Raw genomic sequence first — 16,272 nt, 5'->3', positions numbered from 1 at the left:
GTGTCGAACCAAAACCTGAGCCGCGATGAAGCTGCTGCCCGCTCCCGCCTGCTGACGGTAGAGTCCTACGACGTCGAACTGGACCTGGGGAATGCCGCTGACCCGGCGGCGCCCGGCTTCCGTTCTCGAAGCACCATCCACTTCACCTGCAGCGAATCCGCCGCCTCGACTTTCGTGGATTTCATCCATGGCGGGGTCCAGGCCGTCGTCGTGAACGGGAAAGCCTACGATCCCGCGGAAACCGTGACGGGTTCGCGGATCGAACTGCGCAACCTCCAGGCCGGGACCAACACGGTGAGCATCGAAGGAACCGCCCTCTACAGCCGCAGCGGCGAGGGCATGCACCGCTTCACGGATCCCGCTGATGGAAAGACCTACCTCTACACGCAGTACGAACCCGCGGACGCCCGGCGGGTATTTGCGAACTTTGAGCAGCCGGACCTGAAGGCCTCGTTCACTTTCCATGTCACGGCGCCGTCGGACTGGGAGGTCGCCTCCAACGGTGTGGAAGCGGCGCGTACCCCTCTGGGCGACGGGACGCTGAGCCGCTGGGACTTCTCCCCCACCCAGCGCATTTCCACGTACATCACCTGTGTACTGGCCGGCGGGTACTTCAAGGCCACTGATCTCTGGAGCACGGTCCTGGGCGACGGCACCGAACTTGTGGTTCCGCTGGCGGCGTATTGCCGGGCGTCCATGGCGGAGCATTTCGACCCGGGCAACATCTTTGACACGACCAAGCGCGGGCTGGACTACTTCCACCGCCTGTTCGCTTATCCGTACCCCTTCGGGAAGTATGACCAGGCCTTCGTTCCGGAATACAACCTTGGTGCGATGGAGAATCCGGGTCTGGTGACCTTCACCGAGGCCTACGTCTTCCGCACCAAGGCGACCGAGGCCCAGTACGAGGCCCGGGCCAACACCATCCTGCACGAAATGGCACACATGTGGTTCGGCGACCTGGTGACCATGCGGTGGTGGGATGACCTGTGGCTGAAGGAATCCTTCGCTGACTACATGGGTGCCCTGGCCGTCGACGAAGCTACGGACTGGACGAACTCCTGGGTGAGTTTCGCCAACCGGCGCAAGGCCTGGGCCTATGTGCAGGACCAGCTGCCGACAACCCACCCGATCGTTGCCGACATCCCCGACCTCGAAGCGGCAAAACAGAACTTCGACGGAATCACCTATGCCAAGGGCGCTTCAGTGCTCAAGCAGCTGGTCGCCTACGTGGGCTTTGAGGCATTCATCGAGGCATCCCGGACTTACTTCTTCCGGCATGCCTACGGGAACACTACCCTTGAGGACCTCCTCGATGTCCTCAGCAGCGCCTCGGGCCGCGATATGCGGCTCTGGTCCCGCCAGTGGCTTCAGACCGCAGGCGTGCCTGTCCTGGAGGTCGAGGCGGAGACGGGTGCTGACGGAACCTACAGCTCGGTAGTCGTGCATCAGGATGCCCCCGATCCCGTCAGCGGAGAGCAGGTGCCGCGGCCGCACCGCATCCGGCTGGGCTCCTACGGGTTTACTCCCGACGGCTGGCTCGAGCGTACAAGTGTGGTGGAGCTCGACGTCGTTGGCCGGCATACACCGGTTCCGGAACTGGTGGGCACCGAGCCGCCAGCGTTGCTGCTGCCCAATGACGGCGACCTCACCTACGCCAAGATCCGGTTCGATACCGCGTCCCTGGCCACCGTGCTGGAAGTCCTTCCGCGGCTGCGGGATCCGCTGGCGCGGGCAATTACCCTTTCCGCCTTGTGGAACAGTGTTCGCGACGGCCTGCTCTCTGCCCGCGACTACGTCCGCCTGGTGATTCGTACGGCTCCCTCAGAACCCGGTGCAGGTGTCCTGCAGGTCCTGCTGGACAATGCCAGGTACGCAGTGGAGCGCTATGCGCCGGCCGAGATTCGGGACGAAGTGCGCGAACAGCTCTTCGAGGCGGTCAGCGGCCAGCTGGCAGAGGCCCCTGCCGGCACCGACCGGCAGCTGATATTCGCCCGGACCGCCGCGGCACTGGGCCGCCACAGCACCAGCCACAACGAACTTCTGCGCGGACTGCTCTCCGGAAGCGTTACCTACCCGGGGCTTGGCGTGGACTCGGACCTGCGCTGGCGGCTCTGGCAGGCGCTGTCAGCCACCGGATCTGCCGGTCCCGAGGAACTCAAGGCTGAACTGGCTGCGGATAACACCGCCGCGGGGCGGGTCGGATATACGGTTGCCGCCGCGGCGATCCCCGATCCCCTGATCAAGGCGGAAGCCTGGCAGAGGGCCGTTCATACCGTTGAGCTTTCCAATGAGCTGCTCTCTGCCACGATTGAAGGCATTACCCTCGGCGGACATGAGCTGCTGGACGGTTACGTCAGCGATTACTTTGCTTCCCTGGAATCGGTCTGGTCCAGCCGCAGCATCGAACTCGCATCCCGTGTGGTTGCCGGGCTCTATCCCGGGGCGCAGGATCTCCCCCTGCATACCGTTCCCGCCGATCATCCGGTTCTGGCGCTCAGCCAGGAATGGCTTGAGCTCAATCCTGCAGCACCGGCGGCACTGCGCAGGATCGTGATCGAACAGCAGGACCAGCTCCTGAGGTCCCTCCGCGCCCAGGCGGCCGCGCGCTGACTGTGGCCGGCCGGGAATGAGCGGCCTGCCCGGGGAACGGTCTAGGGACGTTTGGCGACAGTGAGCAGGAAGGCTGAGTCCTCAAGGGCGGTCACGGCATGCCTGGCCTGGGGAACTATCAGCAGGTCACCGGCGGAACCCTCCCAGTCAGTGCCTTCGGAGCTGAGGTTCAACCGGCCCTTGAGCACCACGACGGTGGCCTCGCCGGGGTTTTCGTGTTCGTCCAGGACGAATCCGGCCGCCAGGGTGATGAGCGTTTGGCGGAGGATGTGCTCGTGCCCGCCGTAGACAGTGGCGGAACTGCGGCCGGACGAAGCCTGCCGGGCGGTTTCCAGGTGGTTTCTGACAAGCGCCGTCAGCGACTTCTTTTCCATGCTGGGCAGTCTAGGTGCGGCGGACGTCCGGCGGTATAGGGGCGGCTACGGGACCCGGGTGATCCACTCCGAAGTGTCGAACTTCTGCTCCACCTTTTTCTTCGCACGCTCCATCTCCGCGTCGGTAATGCCGGTGGTTTTGGCTCCGTAGCGTTCGGTGAAGGTCTGCATCATGGTGTCGATGATTTCTTCCCGGCTGAGGCCCGTCTGGCGCCGGAGCGGGTCTACCCGCTTCTTCGCGCTGCGGGTTCCCTTGTCAGAGAGCTTTTCCTTGCCGATCCGCAGGACCTCGACCATTTTGTCGGCGTCGATGTCATAGGACATGGTGACGTGGTGGAGCATCCCGCCGGAGCTCAGCCGCTTCTGCGCAGCGCCGCCGATCTTGCCCTGGTCCGTGGCGATGTCGTTCAGGGGCTGGTACCAGGCCTTGATGCCCAGCCGCTCCAGGGACTCCATGACCCAGGCGTCGAGGAAAGGATAGGAATCGGCGAAGCTCAGCCCATCCACGAGTGACTGGGGAACGTAGAGCGAATAGGTGATTGCGTTGCCGTGTTCCATGAACATGGCGCCGCCGCCGCTGATTCGCCGCACGACTGTAACACCGTGCCGTTCGGCGCCCTCGGGATCCACTTCGTTGCGCAGCGACTGGAAGCTGCCGATCACTACGGACGGGGTTTCCCATTCCCAGAAGCGGAGGGTTGGGTTCCGCAGTCCGGCACCCACCTCCTCGGCCAGGACCTCGTCCATGGCAACGTGCATATGCGTGGACAGCGGGGTGGGAGGGATGATTTCCCACTCGTGGTCTGCCCAGCCGGTGGCTTTCGCCAGGGCCCGCCGGACCGTAATGGCCACGGCCTCGGGTGAGAAGCCAAACAGGACGGCATCAGGGTGCAGGCGAGAACGGACAGCCAGGGCAATCTGCTCCGCGGTGCTGTCCGCGGACAATCCGTTGAGGGCGCGGTTGATGTCCTCCAGCGCATCGTCCGGCTCCAGGAAGAAGTCTCCGCTGAGCGATACGGAATCCAGGACTCCGTTCCGCACCTGGAGGTCCACCACGACCAGTTTGCCGCCGGGCACTTTGTACTCTCCGTGCCGGGACTCCTGCTGTTCACTCATGGTGGGCTCCTCCTGAAATGTCCTTGTGTGAAAACGAAAGGTCCGTCCGGAGCATTCCGGACGGACCTTTCAATACTAGGCTGCAGCAAAGAAGTACGTTGTTACTTCTTGCCGCCGAAGCCCTTGAAGCGTGCGTTGAAGCGCTCGACACGGCCGGCGGAGTCCATGATGCGCTGCTTGCCCGTGTAGAACGGGTGCGATGCGGAGGAGATTTCCACCTCGATGAGGGGGTAGGTGTTGCCGTCTTCCCACTCGATTGTCTTGGCGGAAGTGGCCGTGGAGTTGGTCAGGAACGCGGTGTCGGACGCGAGGTCGCGGAAGACTACCGGGGCGTACTTGGGGTGGATATCAGACTTCACAGTAATACCTTCTTTAGGTGACTGGATTTTGCCAGGCACGATGGGGTTCAAAAGCTTGGACGGCCAGTTGGCCAACAATCAATGTTAGCGCAAGGCCCGCCCATATGCCGAAAACACGGCAGACGGGTTCTTCCCCTACTTTAGCGCGGCTCCGTGCCGGCCTCCCACCCGGTGATTTTCGCCCTGATAGCGGAATCGATTCCACGGGTCTTGCCGACGTACTCAATAGCCAGGGGCCGGTAAAGGTCATCAAGAACCAGCACCAGCGAACCGGAGAAGCCGCCCGGCTCATCGGCTTCGACAACTGCCGTGAGCCGGGTTGCCTGCGTTCCTTCGTAAACGGCGTCGTACTCGACGGCCGCTGCATTCGCGGATTCGAGCAGGCCGCGTACCCGGTCAGGGTTGCTGGTCAGCTCGGCCGCGTCAACCAGGATGGCTGCGTAGGCTTCTTCCGGGCTGCCGGATGCATTCGCCGTTACGGATGCGCCCTCCCCGGTACGCAGGGTCCTGACGCCGCCGCCCACCGAGATTTCCAGTGCACTGTCAGCGCTGGTGAGTTCCATGGCGAATTCCGGGCTGGTGGAGAATTCCATGCTGTACGTTCCGGGCGGGAGCCAGCTGGCCGTCGTGGAGACGCTCTGCACGGCACCGGTGCCGGCGACCATGGCCGCAGCCAGGCAGTCCCCGGACTGGTTGGCGGGGTAAGGGCCGGGGTCCCGGCGCAGCAGCCACTGGCAGGCATCCTGGACGTCCTGTGCCATGGAGGCCTGCGCGCCGCTGACCCCAACGCTCATCGTCTCAGAGGGAGAGGGCGAAGGTTCCGGTTCAGCCGTGCGGGTCCGGGGCTGCTGCGGAGCCGGGGTTACGGCAGGGACAGCACTCGTCCCCGCTTCCTGGCGGGCAACCTGCTCGGCTGTTGGCCCGCAGGCCGCGGCAGCCGGCGCCAGCAGTGCAGCCAGGAAAACGGCCGTAAGGCGCCGGCTAGACGGGATAACGCGTCTGGACATGGAATGGACCCTGTGCTCGCCGGAGGTACCGCATCGTGCATGGCCCAGTGTTGCACCGGCAGGCCGGGAACAGAACAGCAGCGAGAACTATGGAACCCGGCACTCCCAAAATGCGACGGCGCTGGCTGCTGCGACGTTCAAGGAATCCACTCCGCCCTGCATGGGGATGCGGACCGTTACGTCGACTTCCGCCAGAGTGCTCCGGGAGAGCCCGTCCCCTTCTGTTCCAAGAACCAGGGCAAGCCTGTCGTGGCGCTGCGCACCCAGTTCCTGCAGGGTCAGGGAATCGTCCTGCAAGGCCAGCGCCGCGGTCACGAATCCGGCCGCACGCAGGCTGGTAAGTGCACCGGGCCAGTCCGTCAGGCGGAGCCACGGGACCTGGAACACCGTGCCCATGCTGACCCGAATTGACCGGCGGTAGAGCGGGTCGGCGCATTGCGGACTGACGAGCACTGCATCAACGGCCAGGGCAGCTGCGGAACGGAAGATGGCTCCGATGTTCGTGTGGTCCACGATGTCTTCCAGGATCGCCACGCGCCGGGCTGCGGCCAGCACTGGTTCAAGTTGCAGCGGGGCGGGGCGGTGCATGGCCGCCAGGGCACCGCGGTGGAGGTGGAAACCCGTAATCGACTCGAGAATTTCCGGTGTACCGACAAACGCAGGTACCTCGGGGAAGCGGTCCAGGATGTCCTGCAGGTCCGGCAGCCATTTTTCGGCCAGGAAGAATGACCGCGGGATATGCCCCGCCTCGACCGCCCTGCGCAGGACCTTGGAAGATTCCGCAATATACATGCCCTCTGCGGGCTCCCGCAGGCGGCGCAGCGAGGTGTCTGTCAGGCGGGTGTAGTCGCTGACGCGGGGGTCATCGGCTGATTCGAGGTGGATAACGCTCACTTAGAAAACCATAATCCACAGTGCGACGAGCCCCAGCAGCACGATCACGGTGCGCAGCACAACGGGGTGCAGACGCCGCCCGACTGCGGCCCCCACAAACCCGCCGATCAGCGATCCAACGGCAATGAGCGCCACAACGGGCCAGACGATGCGGTCGAAGGCGAAAAGCATGTACGACGCCGCTGCCACCAGGTTCACGCCGAGGACAAGGATGTTCTTGACCGCGTTCGCGTTCTGGAGAGTCCCGTGAAGGAAAATCCCGAGGATGCCGACCAGCAGGATGCCCTGCGCGGCCACGAAGTAGCCTCCATAGACACCGGCGAGGTAGATCAGCACCGTCAGCGTCCAGGACGGACGGGCAGGACCCTGCATCAGGGTCCCGGGCTCCGTGTCCCGGGCGGCGCGTTCCCTCACCCATGACTGCAGCTTGGGCTGGAAGACGACAAAGAGCAGGGCCACCACAATCAGGAACGGCGCCACCGTCCCGAAGACGTCCTCGGGCAGGTGCAGCAGCAGCCAGGCGCCGGTGATACCGCCGAGGATCGACGCCGGCAGCAGGCGCAGCAGTGTGCCGCCGAGTCCGGCCAGTTCCCTGCGGTAACCCCAGGAACCGGCCACATTGCCGGCGATCAGGCCCATGGCATTGGAGATGGTCGCGGCAACCGGTGCATAGCCCAGGGCCACGAGCACCGGGAAGGTCACCAGCGTTCCGGAACCCACAATGGCGTTGATGGTGCCGGCCCACAGGCCGGCAAAGAGGATCAGGGCGTCATGAAGCCACCCTGCCGAAGACAGGAACATGATGTTGGGTCTGGCTAGCGGCGCGCCGTTGCGGTGTACCGCCCCGACGCATCCCGCTGGACGGACAGCGGCAGGTCAAAGGCGTTGCTCAGGTGGTCTTCGGTGAAAACGGCCTCGATTTCGCCCGCGGCGACGACAGCGCCGTCGCGCATCAGCAGCGCATGGGTGAACCCCGGGGGTACTTCCTCAAGATGGTGGGTGACCAGCACGATTGCCGGCGCTTCCTCGTCGGCAGCCAGGTTTGCCAGACGCTGCACAAGGTCTTCCCGGCCGGCGAGGTCCAGGCCCGCGGCGGGCTCATCGAGGAGCAGCAGTTCAGGATCCGTCATCAGCGCACGGGCAATCTGGACACGCTTGCGTTCGCCCTCGCTGAGCGAGGAGAAGCGGCGGTTGATGTACGTGGACATTCCCCAGTCGTGCAGCAGGCGGAAGGCGCGGCGCTCGTCGAGCTTCTCGTACTTCTCGCGCCAGCGGCCGGTCATGCCGTAGGCAGCGGTCAGGACTACGTTGAGGACGGTTTCGTGCTCCGGAATCTGGCTGGCCAGCGCGGCGGAAGCAAGCCCAATACGGGGACGCAGTTCGAAGACGTCCACGGCGCCGAGGACTTCCTCCAGGATTCCGGCCATGCCGCGGGTGGGATGCATCCGGCCGCCGGCAATCTGCAGCAGCGTTGTCTTGCCGGCTCCGTTGGGTCCCATGATGACCCAGCGCTCCCCTTCCCTCACCTGCCAGTCAACGCCGTCCAACAGGGTTTTTCCGCCCCGGACGACACTTACTCCGGCAAATTCAAGAACATCACTCATAGCAGTAGACACTAGGCTAAAGAAAGGCGCGTTGGCGAAACGCGACGCCGCCGCATGTCCGACCGGCCGTGTCCACCACCGGCCGTTCCCCGCCGCACGCAGAACGGAAACCCGCATGACCCCTGAAGCATCTCCGGAATACAGCGTCGTCAGCTACGGGCGCGAACTCGCTGACGCCTATCTGGCGGGTGTCCAGCAGGCCGTCATGGCCGCAGGCGCACGAATCGTCGAGCTGGAGAACGCGGAAGGGGACGGCTATCTGGTCTCGAAACTGTTTGTAACGTACGACGGCGGGCTCCAGGCGCTGCGCCTGGCTGTCGCCTCCGCAGCCGCTGCGGCGCTGGACGGCGGTGCAGCGCCCGCCCAGAGCGCCGTCGTACCCGCTTCCCTGGTCGAGCCGGGGCGCAAGCTGCTGGTGATGGATGTTGACTCCACGCTGATCAAGCAGGAAGTCATTGAACTGCTCGCTGCGCACGCAGGCCGCGAAGCCGAAGTAGCTGCCGTCACCGAAGCTGCCATGCGCGGCGAGCTGGATTTCGCCCAGAGCCTGCACGCGCGGGTCAAGACACTGGCCGGCCTGCCGGAATCCGTGATTGCCGAGGTAGGGACGCGGATCGAACTCTCCGACGGGGCAGAAGCCCTCGTGAAGGCTTTCCTGTCGGCGGGGCACGCTGTCGCCGTCGTCTCGGGAGGATTCAACCAGGTCCTGGCTCCGCTCGCCGAGCGGCTGGAGCTGACGTTCGCCCGCGCCAATGAGCTGGGTATCGAGGACGGTGTCCTGACCGGTGAGGTAACCGGGAACGTGGTGGACCGCGCGGTCAAGGCGCAGTCCCTTCGCGAATGGGCCGCAGAGCTGGGGATCCGCGAAGACCAGACGATCGCCGTTGGTGACGGCGCGAACGACCTGGACATGCTCGCGGCGGCCGCACTGGGCGTGGCGTTCAATGCCAAGCCGGCTGTGCAGGCCGCCGCTGATGCTGTGCTGAACCTGCCCGGACTGGACGTGGTTCAGCACTTCGTGAAGCTGTAGGGCTAGGCGCTGAGGTAGTCCGCTCCGCCGACGTACTCGGTGTGCCCGGTGGGGACATCGGCGAGGGCCATGCGGGCTACCTCAGCGGCGAACTCTTCGACAGAGTACAGCCGCCCGGCCTCTTCCCGGCGTGCTTCGATGGTGCCGGGATTGGCTCGGTCCAGCAGCGTCGCCGTGACCGTGCCTTCGATCATGTCGCCGGAGACCACCACGAGGGTGATCCCCTTTTCTTCCAGCTGGGGGATCCTTGCGCGCAGGGCGTCCTCCCCCGCGCGCTTGCTGCGGGCAACCGGCTCGTACTCCGGCATGGTGGGGACTGTATTGATGAAGTGGGCCTGGTGGCTGGTGACGAAGACCACCCGTGAACCCGGCTTCATGTGTTCGGCGGCAGCCGTGAGCATGTTGACCTGCGCGTCGCGGTTGAGCTTGAGGGCGTAGTCGTCCCCGACCCCGGTCTCCATGCCGCCTGAGGCGTTAAGGACCAGCACGTCCAGTGTGCCGAAGGATTCCAGGGCAGCGTCCACGAGGGCAGCGGGCCCCTCAGGCGAGGTGAGGTCAGCCCCTACGGCAACGGCGCGGCCGCCCGCAGCTTCGATCCCCGCCACAACCTTGTTGGCCCGCGGTGCCTTCTGGCGGTAGTTGACCACCACTGCGGCACCTTCCGCGGCCAGCAGTTTGGCCGCCTCCGCTCCGATGCCGCGGGATGACCCGGTGACGATTGCGGCTTTGCCCTCTAGCTGGCCCATGCATACTCCTTTGTGGAAGATAACTAAACTCTGCAGCGCTGGATCTTATCCTTCCAGCCCGGATGCCGCCGCGCGTTGGTGGAAACCTCCAAGGAATCCCGCGCCCGCAATGTCGCGACTAGTGCCCCATGCCCAAGCCGCCGTCGACGGGAATCACGGCACCGGAGATGTAGCCCGCCTCGGGGCCTGCGATCCAGCGGACCACGCCGGCGACCTCGCTGGGATCCGCGAAACGGCCGGCCGGGATGGAGGAGAGGTAGCTCTTCTGGGTGTCTTCAGGCAGTGCGCGGGTCATATCCGTGTCGATGAATCCGGGGGCCACCACGTTGGCTGTGATGTTGCGGGAGCCGAGTTCGCGGGTGAGCGAGCGGGCGATTCCGATCAGGCCGGCCTTGGACGCGGCATAGTTGACCTGTCCCGGGGAGCCATAAAGGCCCACGACCGAGGAAATGAGCACTACCCGGCCCCGGCGAAGCTTCAGCATGCCCTTGGAGGCCCGCTTGACGACCCTGAATGCGCCGGTGAGGTTGGTGTCCACGACGTCGGTGAAATCGTCTTCGCTCATGCGCAGCAGCAGCGTGTCCCTGGTGATGCCGGCGTTTGCGACGAGGACTTCCACCGGGCCGTGCGCGGCTTCCACTTCCGTGAAGGCGGCATCGACCGAGGCCATATCCGTCACATCGGCCTTGACGCCGAGCATGCCTTCGGGAACTTCACCGCTTCGGTAGGTGATGGCAACCTTGTCCCCGGCTTCAACGAACGCTTTCGCGATGGCAAGGCCAATTCCGCGGTTCCCTCCCGTGACGAGGACGCTTCGGCCGGTGGGGGTCTGGGAATCGTTGTGCACGCAGAATCCTTACGCTGGGGGGCGGGTTGCTTGAGCTAACGATCCTATCGGCGCCGGGAGCAACTTCAAGAACACCGCCGTCAGTGAGACAATGGGGAAACTTGTTTGGAGAGTGATGATAAAGGGACTGAAGAAGGCCGGCGGCGGTATTCCGCGGATTACGGATGCCCGTACGGCCCACACGGATGAGATGCATTCGCGCATGGTCAAGTACACCGTGTCGATGAGCATCCGCATGGTCTGCCTTTTCCTGCTCTTTTTTGTCCATGGCTGGATGATGTGGGTGGTGATCGCGGGCGCCGTCGTGCTGCCATGGTTCGCCGTCGTCATCGCCAACGGCGGCAGTGACACCCGGAACATGGAAGCGGGGGACTCCCCCTATACGGACGCTCCAGCCCCTGCCCTGGAGGCGAGGGCCCCCGAAGCAGCGGACTCCCCCGAGACGACAGTCCTCTCCGGCGAAATCATCGACGACGACGGCACGGACATCGACGGCACGGACGGCCGGAGCGCATCCGCATGAACCTGCTTGACCAACTGTCCGGAGACCCCGGAGCCGAAGAGCACGCGCGCTGTTCCCGCAAAGGATGCCGGGCGGACGCGGCGTGGCAGCTGCTGTGGAACAATCCGCGGATCCATCCGCCGGAACGCCGCAAGATCTGGCTCGCCTGCGAAGATCACCGCGGCTGGCTGCAGGAATACCTGCAGGTCCGCTCCCTCTGGAAAGAAACACTGCCCCTTCCCGGGGCCCCGGTTAGCGAAAGCGACAACGCATAGATGTACAAGTTCCTCCTTTCCAGCCGCTGGCTTGGCTGGTTTGCCCTCGTCTGCGCGCTGGCCGCAATCTGCGCCTTCCTCGGGACGTGGCAGCTGGAGCGCAGGGACGCCATCAAGGAGGACATCGGCTGGGTGGAAACCAATTACTCAGCCGATCCTGTTCCGTTCGCCGAAGCTGCCCGCTACTTCGAGGAGTTCGACCCGTCAGCCGAGTGGCTGCCGGTGGAAATGACCGGTGTCTATGACACGGCCAATCAGCGCATTGTGCGCAACCGCCCCCTGAACGGCCGCCCGGGCTACGAAGTCCTGGTGCCCTTGAAGCTGGAAGACGGAACCGCCGTTGCCGTCAACCGGGGCTGGCTCGCCATCGGCAATAATGAAGCCGGGTGGCCGGATGAGGTTCCCGCCGCCCCGGAGGGCGAAGTGACCGTGACGGCCCGCCTCAAGCCTGCGGAACCGGCACTGCTGCGCGGTGCTCCTGCCGGGCAGCTCGCTTCGATCGATCTGGCTGAGTATGAATCCCAGCTCGGCTATCCCCTGGAACAGGCTGCTTATGTCCTGATGGATACCGAGGATCCGGCGCCGGAGACCCGCCCGCAGGCTGCACCCAAACCCTCCCTGGACGAAGGTCCGCACCTTTCGTACGCCCTGCAGTGGTACGCCTTCGGGCTGCTGTTCTTCGTGGGGCTGGGCTATGCGGCCCGGCAGGAAGCCTGGAACCGGATCGAATCCGGCGAGGACGAGGAGTGGGAAGACGACGACGCCGATGAGCTGCACTCGGCGGCTCCGGCACCGCGGCGGACGCGCCCGGTCCGGAAGCGCCGGGGGCCTACCGGTGAAGAGGAAGAGGACGCCCTGCTGGACTCGCAGGGCTTCTAGTTCCGGAAGGGCGCTCCCGGGCGGCTGTGCCCCCGGGAATCGCCAAAGGGCCGCTGCATCCCCTCGGGGAAGCAGCGGCCCTTTGGCTTAAGGGGTCCGGGCGGACTAGGCCAGGGTCACGAGCTCCAAGTAGCCCTCGTTCCAGTGGTCCTCGTCGCCGTCCGGGAGCAGCACCACGCGTTCGGGGTTCAGTGCAGCGACTGCGCCCTCATCGTGGCTGACCATGACGACGGCACCGGAGTAGGTGCTCAGTGCGCCCAGGATTTCGGCGCGGGAGGCCGGGTCCAGGTTGTTGGTCGGTTCGTCCAGGAGCAGTACGTTCGCCGACGAGGCAACGATCGTGGCCAGCGCCAGGCGGGTCTTTTCGCCGCCGGAGAGGACTCCGGCAGGCTTGTCCACGTCGTCGCCGCTGAACATGAAGGAGCCGAGTACGCTGCGGACCTCGGCGTCGTCCATGTCCGGTGCGGAGGAGCGCATGTTCTCCAGGACGGTGCGCTCGGTGTCCAGCGTCTCGTGCTCCTGGGCGTAGTAGCCGACCTTCAGTCCGTGGCCGGGAATGATGCGGCCGGTATCCGGGGCATCCACGCCGGCGAGCATCCGCAGCAGGGTGGTCTTGCCGGCACCGTTCAGCCCCAGGATGACCACCTTGGAACCGCGGTCGATTGCGAGGTCGACGTCGGTGAAGATTTCCAGCGAGCCGTAGCTTTTGCTAAGTCCTTCGGCCATCATCGGAGTCTTGCCGCAAGGTGCGGGATCCGGGAACCGGAGGGCAGCCACGCGGTCGGAAGCGCGGACGGCGTCAAGCCCTCCCATAAGCCGGTCAACACGCTTGAGCATGCTCTGTGCGGCGGAGGCGCCGGACGCGCGGGCCTTCATCTTGTTGGCCTGGGCGAGCAGGACGCTGGCCTTCTTCTCGGTGTTGGCGCGTTCACGCTTGCGGGCGCGCTCATCGGTCTCGCGCTGCACCTTGTAGCGCTTCCAGTCCATGTTGTAGATGTCGATGGTGGCGCGGTTGGCGTCGAGGCTGAAGACCTTGTTGACAGTGGCTTCGAGCAGCCCGGTGTCGTGGCTGATGACGATCAGGCCGCCGGTGTGGTTCTTCAGGAACTCGCGCAGCCAGGCGATCGAGTCGGCGTCGAGGTGGTTGGTGGGCTCGTCCAGGAGCATCGTCTCGGCGTCCGAGTACAGGATGCGGGCCAGCTCAACACGGCGCCGCTGGCCGCCGGACAGCGTCTTCAGCGGCTGGTTCAGCAGTCGGTCCGGGAGCGCGAGGTTGGCGCAGATTGTTGCCGCTTCAGACTCGGCCGCGTAGCCGCCGGCGGACAGGAACTCCGCCTCCAGCCGGTCATAGCGGTTCATTGCCTTCTGGGAGACCTTGGGATCGTCGCTGGCCATCTCATCCTGGCACTTCTTCAGCGCCGTCATGACCTTGTCCAGGCCGCGCGCGGAGAGGATGCGGTCCCGGCCCAGCTGCTCCATATCGGGAGTCCTGGGGTCCTGCGGCAGGTAGCCGATGTCCCCGGTGCGCTTGATGTGCCCGCCGGCAGGCAGGGTCTCACCCGCAAGGACCTTGGTCAGTGTCGTCTTGCCGGCGCCGTTGCGGCCCACCAGCCCAATCTTGTCTCCCTTGTCCACACGGAATGAGACCGCTTCCATGAGCAGGCGTGCACCGGCACGAAGCTCGAGTTCAGATACGGCAATCACTAAGGAGGGACCTTTCGAAGGAAATGGATTGGAAGCGCGTGGTACGCGGAATCTGCGAAGGCAGCCTTCCAAGTCTACCGGTAACCCGCAGTTTGTAGGAACCCGACAAAGGCCGGCCCCGTGGTGCGGGGTTAGTCTCGGATTCACCGGACCTAATCTCCCGGGTCTTGACCCGACTCCTGCAGGAACCACGAAACGAGCCCGAATGCCTGCTGCTCCCGAGCCTCCCGCGTCCGCGGCAGCTTCGCCCGTCCCGGACACCTCCCCCGGGGACTCCTCCCATCGAGATGGTAGAAACGGCGCGAATGAGGCCCCTAACGTGCAGTTTCTGCCATCTCCGCGGGGGTGGGGTGCTGTGGACCTGTCCTATGTCGCCGTCTTCGCCGCCCTGATCGCGGCCTTCTCGCTCATTCCCGGGATTCCCCTTGCCGCGGGCGTCCCGGTCACCCTGCAGACGCTGGCGGTCATCCTCACGGGCATGGTGCTTGGACCGGCCCGCGGCGCTGCTGCGGCAGGTCTGTATGTGCTGGCCGGGCTGGCGGGCCTTCCTGTCTTCAGCGGATTCAGTTCCGGCGTCGGTGTCCTGGCCGGACCATCGGCCGGTTTCCTGCTGGCTTTCCCCCTGGCAGCGCTCGTCGCCGGACTTCTGGTGCGCCTGCTGCTGCCCCGTATCCGGCGGGCCCGCTTTGCGGTGCTGTTTGCGGCGGGACTGGGGACGAGTTTATTCATCATCCACCCCCTGGGCATTGCCGGCATGATGCTGAACGCCAGGCTCTCCTTCCCGGCTGCCCTGGCAGCAGACATGGCCTTCTGGCCCGGCGACGTCGTCAAGAACCTGGCGGCCGCGGCAGCGGCAGTGAGTGTCTTCGCTGCGTTCCCGCGCCTGGTGCCCGGGATTAAGAACGCACGCCGCTGATGGCGATCCGGTTTTCTGCCGCGTCGGTAGAGGCTCCGGATGCAGGTCCCGGCGGGAGAACGATCCTGCGTCCGGTTTCGCTTGAGCTGGCGGAGCGGCGGATTGCGGTCATAGGCGCCAACGGGTCGGGGAAGTCCACTCTCCTGCGGCTGATCAACGGGTTGCTGCTCCCCTCTTCCGGCAGCGTCAGCGTCGACGGCGCAGACACGGCCCGCCAGGGCGCACTGGTGCGCAGCCGCGTGGGATTTGTCTTCACAGATCCGCTCTCGCAGCTGGTCATGCCCACGGGCCGGGACGACGTCGAACTCTCGCTTCGCCGCAGCGTGCGGAACGCGCGAGAGCGACGCAGTGCGGCCGAGCAGGTCCTTCGGCGCTTTGGACTCCTGCCCCTGGCCGACCGCAGTATCTACGATCTCTCCGGCGGGGAACGCCAGCTGATGGCCCTGGCGGCTGTGCTTGCCACGGATCCGGCCGTCCTGGTGGCGGATGAGCCGAGCACCCTGCTGGATCTTCGGAACACCGCCCGGCTGCGCTCCATCCTGGCCGCGCTCCCCCAGCAGGTCATCTACACCACGCATGACCTGGAGTTTGCCGCCGATGCCGAGCGGGTCCTGGTGGTTGATGACGGCGGCGTTGTCTTCGACGGACCGGCGGAGGAAGCCATCGCCGCCTACCGGCTGGCGGCGGCCCGGGAACCCGAGCCCATTGAGCCTGCGGTGCCCGCCGATCCCGCTGACGGGGTCCTCCCGTGAGGAGCAGCAGGCACCTCGGCGACTACCGCCCCGGGAACAGCACTGTCCACAAGGCCCCGCTGGCTTTCAAGGCCGCCCTCGTCACCGCGGGTTCCATCACTACACTGGTGCTCGCGAACCCGCTGGCCACTGCAGTGGCAGCCGTGCTGACAGCTGCGGCATATGCGGCCGCGTACCTGCCGGGAGAACTGGTACGCCCGCTGAAGCTGATGTGGCCCGTGCTGGCGCTGGTCGGCGGATTCCAGTGGTGGTCGGCGGGCCCGTCGGCTGCCGTGACCGTGGCGGGAAACATCGCCGTCTGCGTGGCGGCAGCACGCCTGCTGCTCCTCACGGTTCCCGTACCGCAGCTGCTCGACGGCGCGGTCGCCCTGGTACGTCCGCTCCGGATCCTTGGAGCGGACCCCGAACGGTTTGGCCTGGCCCTGGCACTGATGCTTCGCAGCATTCCTTACCTGATGGGTTCGGCCGCCGACGTGCGGGACTCCGCGAAGGCGCGGGGCCTGGAACGCAACCCCCGGGCCCTGGCGGTGCCTGTCGTGATCCGCGCCGTCGCCTACGCCCAGCAGACCGGAGACGCCCTCGCGGCCCGCGGCATCGGCGAGCCCGAGCCGGAGCGGGAACGCTAAAGGGCGGGCACCATGTCTGGTGCCCGCC

At 65.5% G+C, this 16,272-nt stretch carries 18 protein-coding genes; 8 read left to right on the top strand and 10 right to left on the bottom strand.

The window, feature by feature from the left end:
- Complete coding sequence (gene pepN, locus NF551_RS08495) at window positions 1–2,613, top strand: aminopeptidase N (RefSeq protein WP_227896696.1); 2,613 nt, start codon at window positions 1–3, stop codon at window positions 2,611–2,613.
- A gap of 41 nt (window positions 2,614–2,654) precedes the next feature.
- Here pepN and NF551_RS08490 read toward each other — a convergent pair whose 3' ends face one another.
- The 7 genes from NF551_RS08490 to NF551_RS08460 all read right to left on the bottom strand — a co-directional run bounded on the left by NF551_RS08490 (window position 2,655) and on the right by NF551_RS08460 (window position 7,967).
- Complete coding sequence (locus tag NF551_RS08490; RefSeq protein ID WP_227896698.1) at window positions 2,655–2,987, bottom strand: cupin domain-containing protein; 333 nt, start codon at window positions 2,985–2,987, stop codon at window positions 2,655–2,657.
- A 45-nt stretch (window positions 2,988–3,032) separates the two neighbouring features.
- Window positions 3,033–4,103, bottom strand: a complete 1,071-nt coding sequence (lplAB, locus tag NF551_RS08485; RefSeq protein ID WP_227896699.1) for a lipoate-protein ligase LplAB — start codon at window positions 4,101–4,103, stop codon at window positions 3,033–3,035.
- A gap of 101 nt (window positions 4,104–4,204) precedes the next feature.
- Window positions 4,205–4,462 (bottom strand): type B 50S ribosomal protein L31, encoded by a 258-nt coding sequence (locus NF551_RS08480; protein ID WP_227896700.1) that lies wholly within the window; start codon window positions 4,460–4,462, stop codon window positions 4,205–4,207.
- A gap of 140 nt (window positions 4,463–4,602) precedes the next feature.
- A complete protein-coding gene (locus tag NF551_RS08475) occupies window positions 4,603–5,469 on the bottom strand; it encodes a hypothetical protein (RefSeq protein WP_227896701.1) in 867 nt (288 codons plus the stop codon).
- Between the two features lie 87 nt (window positions 5,470–5,556).
- Entirely contained in the window at window positions 5,557–6,363 is an 807-nt protein-coding gene (locus tag NF551_RS08470) for a TrmH family RNA methyltransferase (protein ID WP_227896704.1), read from the bottom strand.
- Window positions 6,364–7,164, bottom strand: coding sequence for a sulfite exporter TauE/SafE family protein (locus NF551_RS08465; RefSeq protein ID WP_227896705.1), 801 nt, complete (start codon window positions 7,162–7,164; stop codon window positions 6,364–6,366).
- A gap of 14 nt (window positions 7,165–7,178) precedes the next feature.
- Window positions 7,179–7,967 carry an ABC transporter ATP-binding protein gene (locus tag NF551_RS08460; protein WP_227896707.1) on the bottom strand — a complete coding sequence of 263 codons (789 nt, stop codon included), beginning with the start codon at window positions 7,965–7,967 and terminating at the stop codon, window positions 7,179–7,181.
- Window positions 7,968–8,082: 115 nt separating this feature from the next.
- On the opposite strand from NF551_RS08460, the gene serB reads away from it, so the two are divergent.
- On the top strand, window positions 8,083–8,997 hold the full coding sequence (gene serB / locus NF551_RS08455) for a phosphoserine phosphatase SerB (RefSeq protein WP_227896708.1): 915 nt from the start codon (window positions 8,083–8,085) through the stop codon (window positions 8,995–8,997).
- A 2-nt stretch (window positions 8,998–8,999) separates the two neighbouring features.
- On the opposite strand, the gene NF551_RS08450 is transcribed toward serB, so the two are convergent.
- Together NF551_RS08450 and NF551_RS08445 are read right to left on the bottom strand one after the other, a co-directional pair.
- Window positions 9,000–9,743: an SDR family oxidoreductase gene (locus NF551_RS08450; RefSeq protein WP_227896709.1), complete on the bottom strand. Its 744-nt coding sequence runs from the start codon at window positions 9,741–9,743 to the stop codon at window positions 9,000–9,002.
- Between the two features lie 118 nt (window positions 9,744–9,861).
- Complete coding sequence (locus NF551_RS08445) at window positions 9,862–10,590, bottom strand: beta-ketoacyl-ACP reductase (RefSeq protein ID WP_227896710.1); 729 nt, start codon at window positions 10,588–10,590, stop codon at window positions 9,862–9,864.
- A gap of 115 nt (window positions 10,591–10,705) precedes the next feature.
- On the opposite strand from NF551_RS08445, the gene NF551_RS08440 reads away from it, so the two are divergent.
- The 3 genes from NF551_RS08440 to NF551_RS08430 are packed head-to-tail and all read left to right on the top strand — an operon-like array spanning window position 10,706 to window position 12,246.
- Window positions 10,706–11,113 carry a DUF3099 domain-containing protein gene (locus NF551_RS08440; RefSeq protein WP_227896712.1) on the top strand — a complete coding sequence of 136 codons (408 nt, stop codon included), beginning with the start codon at window positions 10,706–10,708 and terminating at the stop codon, window positions 11,111–11,113.
- Window positions 11,110–11,367, top strand: a complete 258-nt coding sequence (locus tag NF551_RS08435; protein ID WP_227896713.1) for a hypothetical protein — start codon at window positions 11,110–11,112, stop codon at window positions 11,365–11,367. Before NF551_RS08440 ends, NF551_RS08435 begins: the two co-directional genes overlap by 4 nt.
- Window positions 11,368–12,246, top strand: coding sequence for an SURF1 family cytochrome oxidase biogenesis protein (locus NF551_RS08430; protein WP_227896714.1), 879 nt, complete (start codon window positions 11,368–11,370; stop codon window positions 12,244–12,246).
- A 105-nt stretch (window positions 12,247–12,351) separates the two neighbouring features.
- Here the strand turns inward: NF551_RS08430 and NF551_RS08425 are convergent, their stop codons facing one another.
- Window positions 12,352–13,950 (bottom strand): ABC-F family ATP-binding cassette domain-containing protein, encoded by a 1,599-nt coding sequence (locus NF551_RS08425; RefSeq protein WP_227896716.1) that lies wholly within the window; start codon window positions 13,948–13,950, stop codon window positions 12,352–12,354.
- Window positions 13,951–14,305: 355 nt separating this feature from the next.
- Between NF551_RS08425 and NF551_RS08420 the strand changes: the two genes are divergently transcribed.
- Genes NF551_RS08420 through NF551_RS08410 form a run of 3 tightly spaced genes read left to right on the top strand, consistent with a single transcriptional unit; the run spans window position 14,306 to window position 16,244 of the window.
- Window positions 14,306–14,866, top strand: a complete 561-nt coding sequence (locus NF551_RS08420) for a biotin transporter BioY (RefSeq protein ID WP_227896718.1) — start codon at window positions 14,306–14,308, stop codon at window positions 14,864–14,866.
- Window positions 14,863–15,618 (top strand): energy-coupling factor ABC transporter ATP-binding protein, encoded by a 756-nt coding sequence (locus NF551_RS08415; protein ID WP_423722186.1) that lies wholly within the window; start codon window positions 14,863–14,865, stop codon window positions 15,616–15,618. The genes NF551_RS08420 and NF551_RS08415 overlap by 4 nt, the downstream gene beginning before the upstream one ends.
- Entirely contained in the window at window positions 15,615–16,244 is a 630-nt protein-coding gene (locus NF551_RS08410) for an energy-coupling factor transporter transmembrane component T family protein (RefSeq protein WP_227896720.1), read from the top strand. Before NF551_RS08415 ends, NF551_RS08410 begins: the two co-directional genes overlap by 4 nt.
- The last annotated feature ends 28 nt before the right edge of the window (window positions 16,245–16,272 follow it).

It is taken from the genome of Arthrobacter caoxuetaonis, from assembly GCF_023921125.1.
In the GTDB taxonomy this organism is placed as follows: Bacteria; Actinomycetota; Actinomycetes; order Actinomycetales; family Micrococcaceae; genus Arthrobacter_B; species Arthrobacter_B caoxuetaonis.
This window is presented reverse-complemented; position numbering and strand designations above follow the sequence as displayed.

Bases quoted from the DNA above. Each gene is read 5' to 3' on its own strand.
- NF551_RS08440 (WP_227896712.1), top strand. From the start codon at position 10,706: ATGATAAAGGGACTGAAGAAGGCCGGCGGCGGTATTCCGCGGATTACG.
- NF551_RS08465 (WP_227896705.1), bottom strand. From the start codon at position 7,164: ATGTTCCTGTCTTCGGCAGGGTGGCTTCATGACGCCCTGATCCTCTTT.
- NF551_RS08490 (WP_227896698.1), bottom strand. From the start codon at position 2,987: ATGGAAAAGAAGTCGCTGACGGCGCTTGTCAGAAACCACCTGGAAACC.
- NF551_RS08475 (WP_227896701.1), bottom strand. From the start codon at position 5,469: ATGTCCAGACGCGTTATCCCGTCTAGCCGGCGCCTTACGGCCGTTTTC.
- NF551_RS08450 (WP_227896709.1), bottom strand. From the start codon at position 9,743: ATGGGCCAGCTAGAGGGCAAAGCCGCAATCGTCACCGGGTCATCCCGC.
- NF551_RS08430 (WP_227896714.1), top strand. From the start codon at position 11,368: ATGTACAAGTTCCTCCTTTCCAGCCGCTGGCTTGGCTGGTTTGCCCTC.
- serB (WP_227896708.1), top strand. From the start codon at position 8,083: ATGACCCCTGAAGCATCTCCGGAATACAGCGTCGTCAGCTACGGGCGC.
- NF551_RS08460 (WP_227896707.1), bottom strand. From the start codon at position 7,967: ATGAGTGATGTTCTTGAATTTGCCGGAGTAAGTGTCGTCCGGGGCGGA.
- NF551_RS08435 (WP_227896713.1), top strand. From the start codon at position 11,110: ATGAACCTGCTTGACCAACTGTCCGGAGACCCCGGAGCCGAAGAGCAC.
- lplAB (WP_227896699.1), bottom strand. From the start codon at position 4,103: ATGAGTGAACAGCAGGAGTCCCGGCACGGAGAGTACAAAGTGCCCGGC.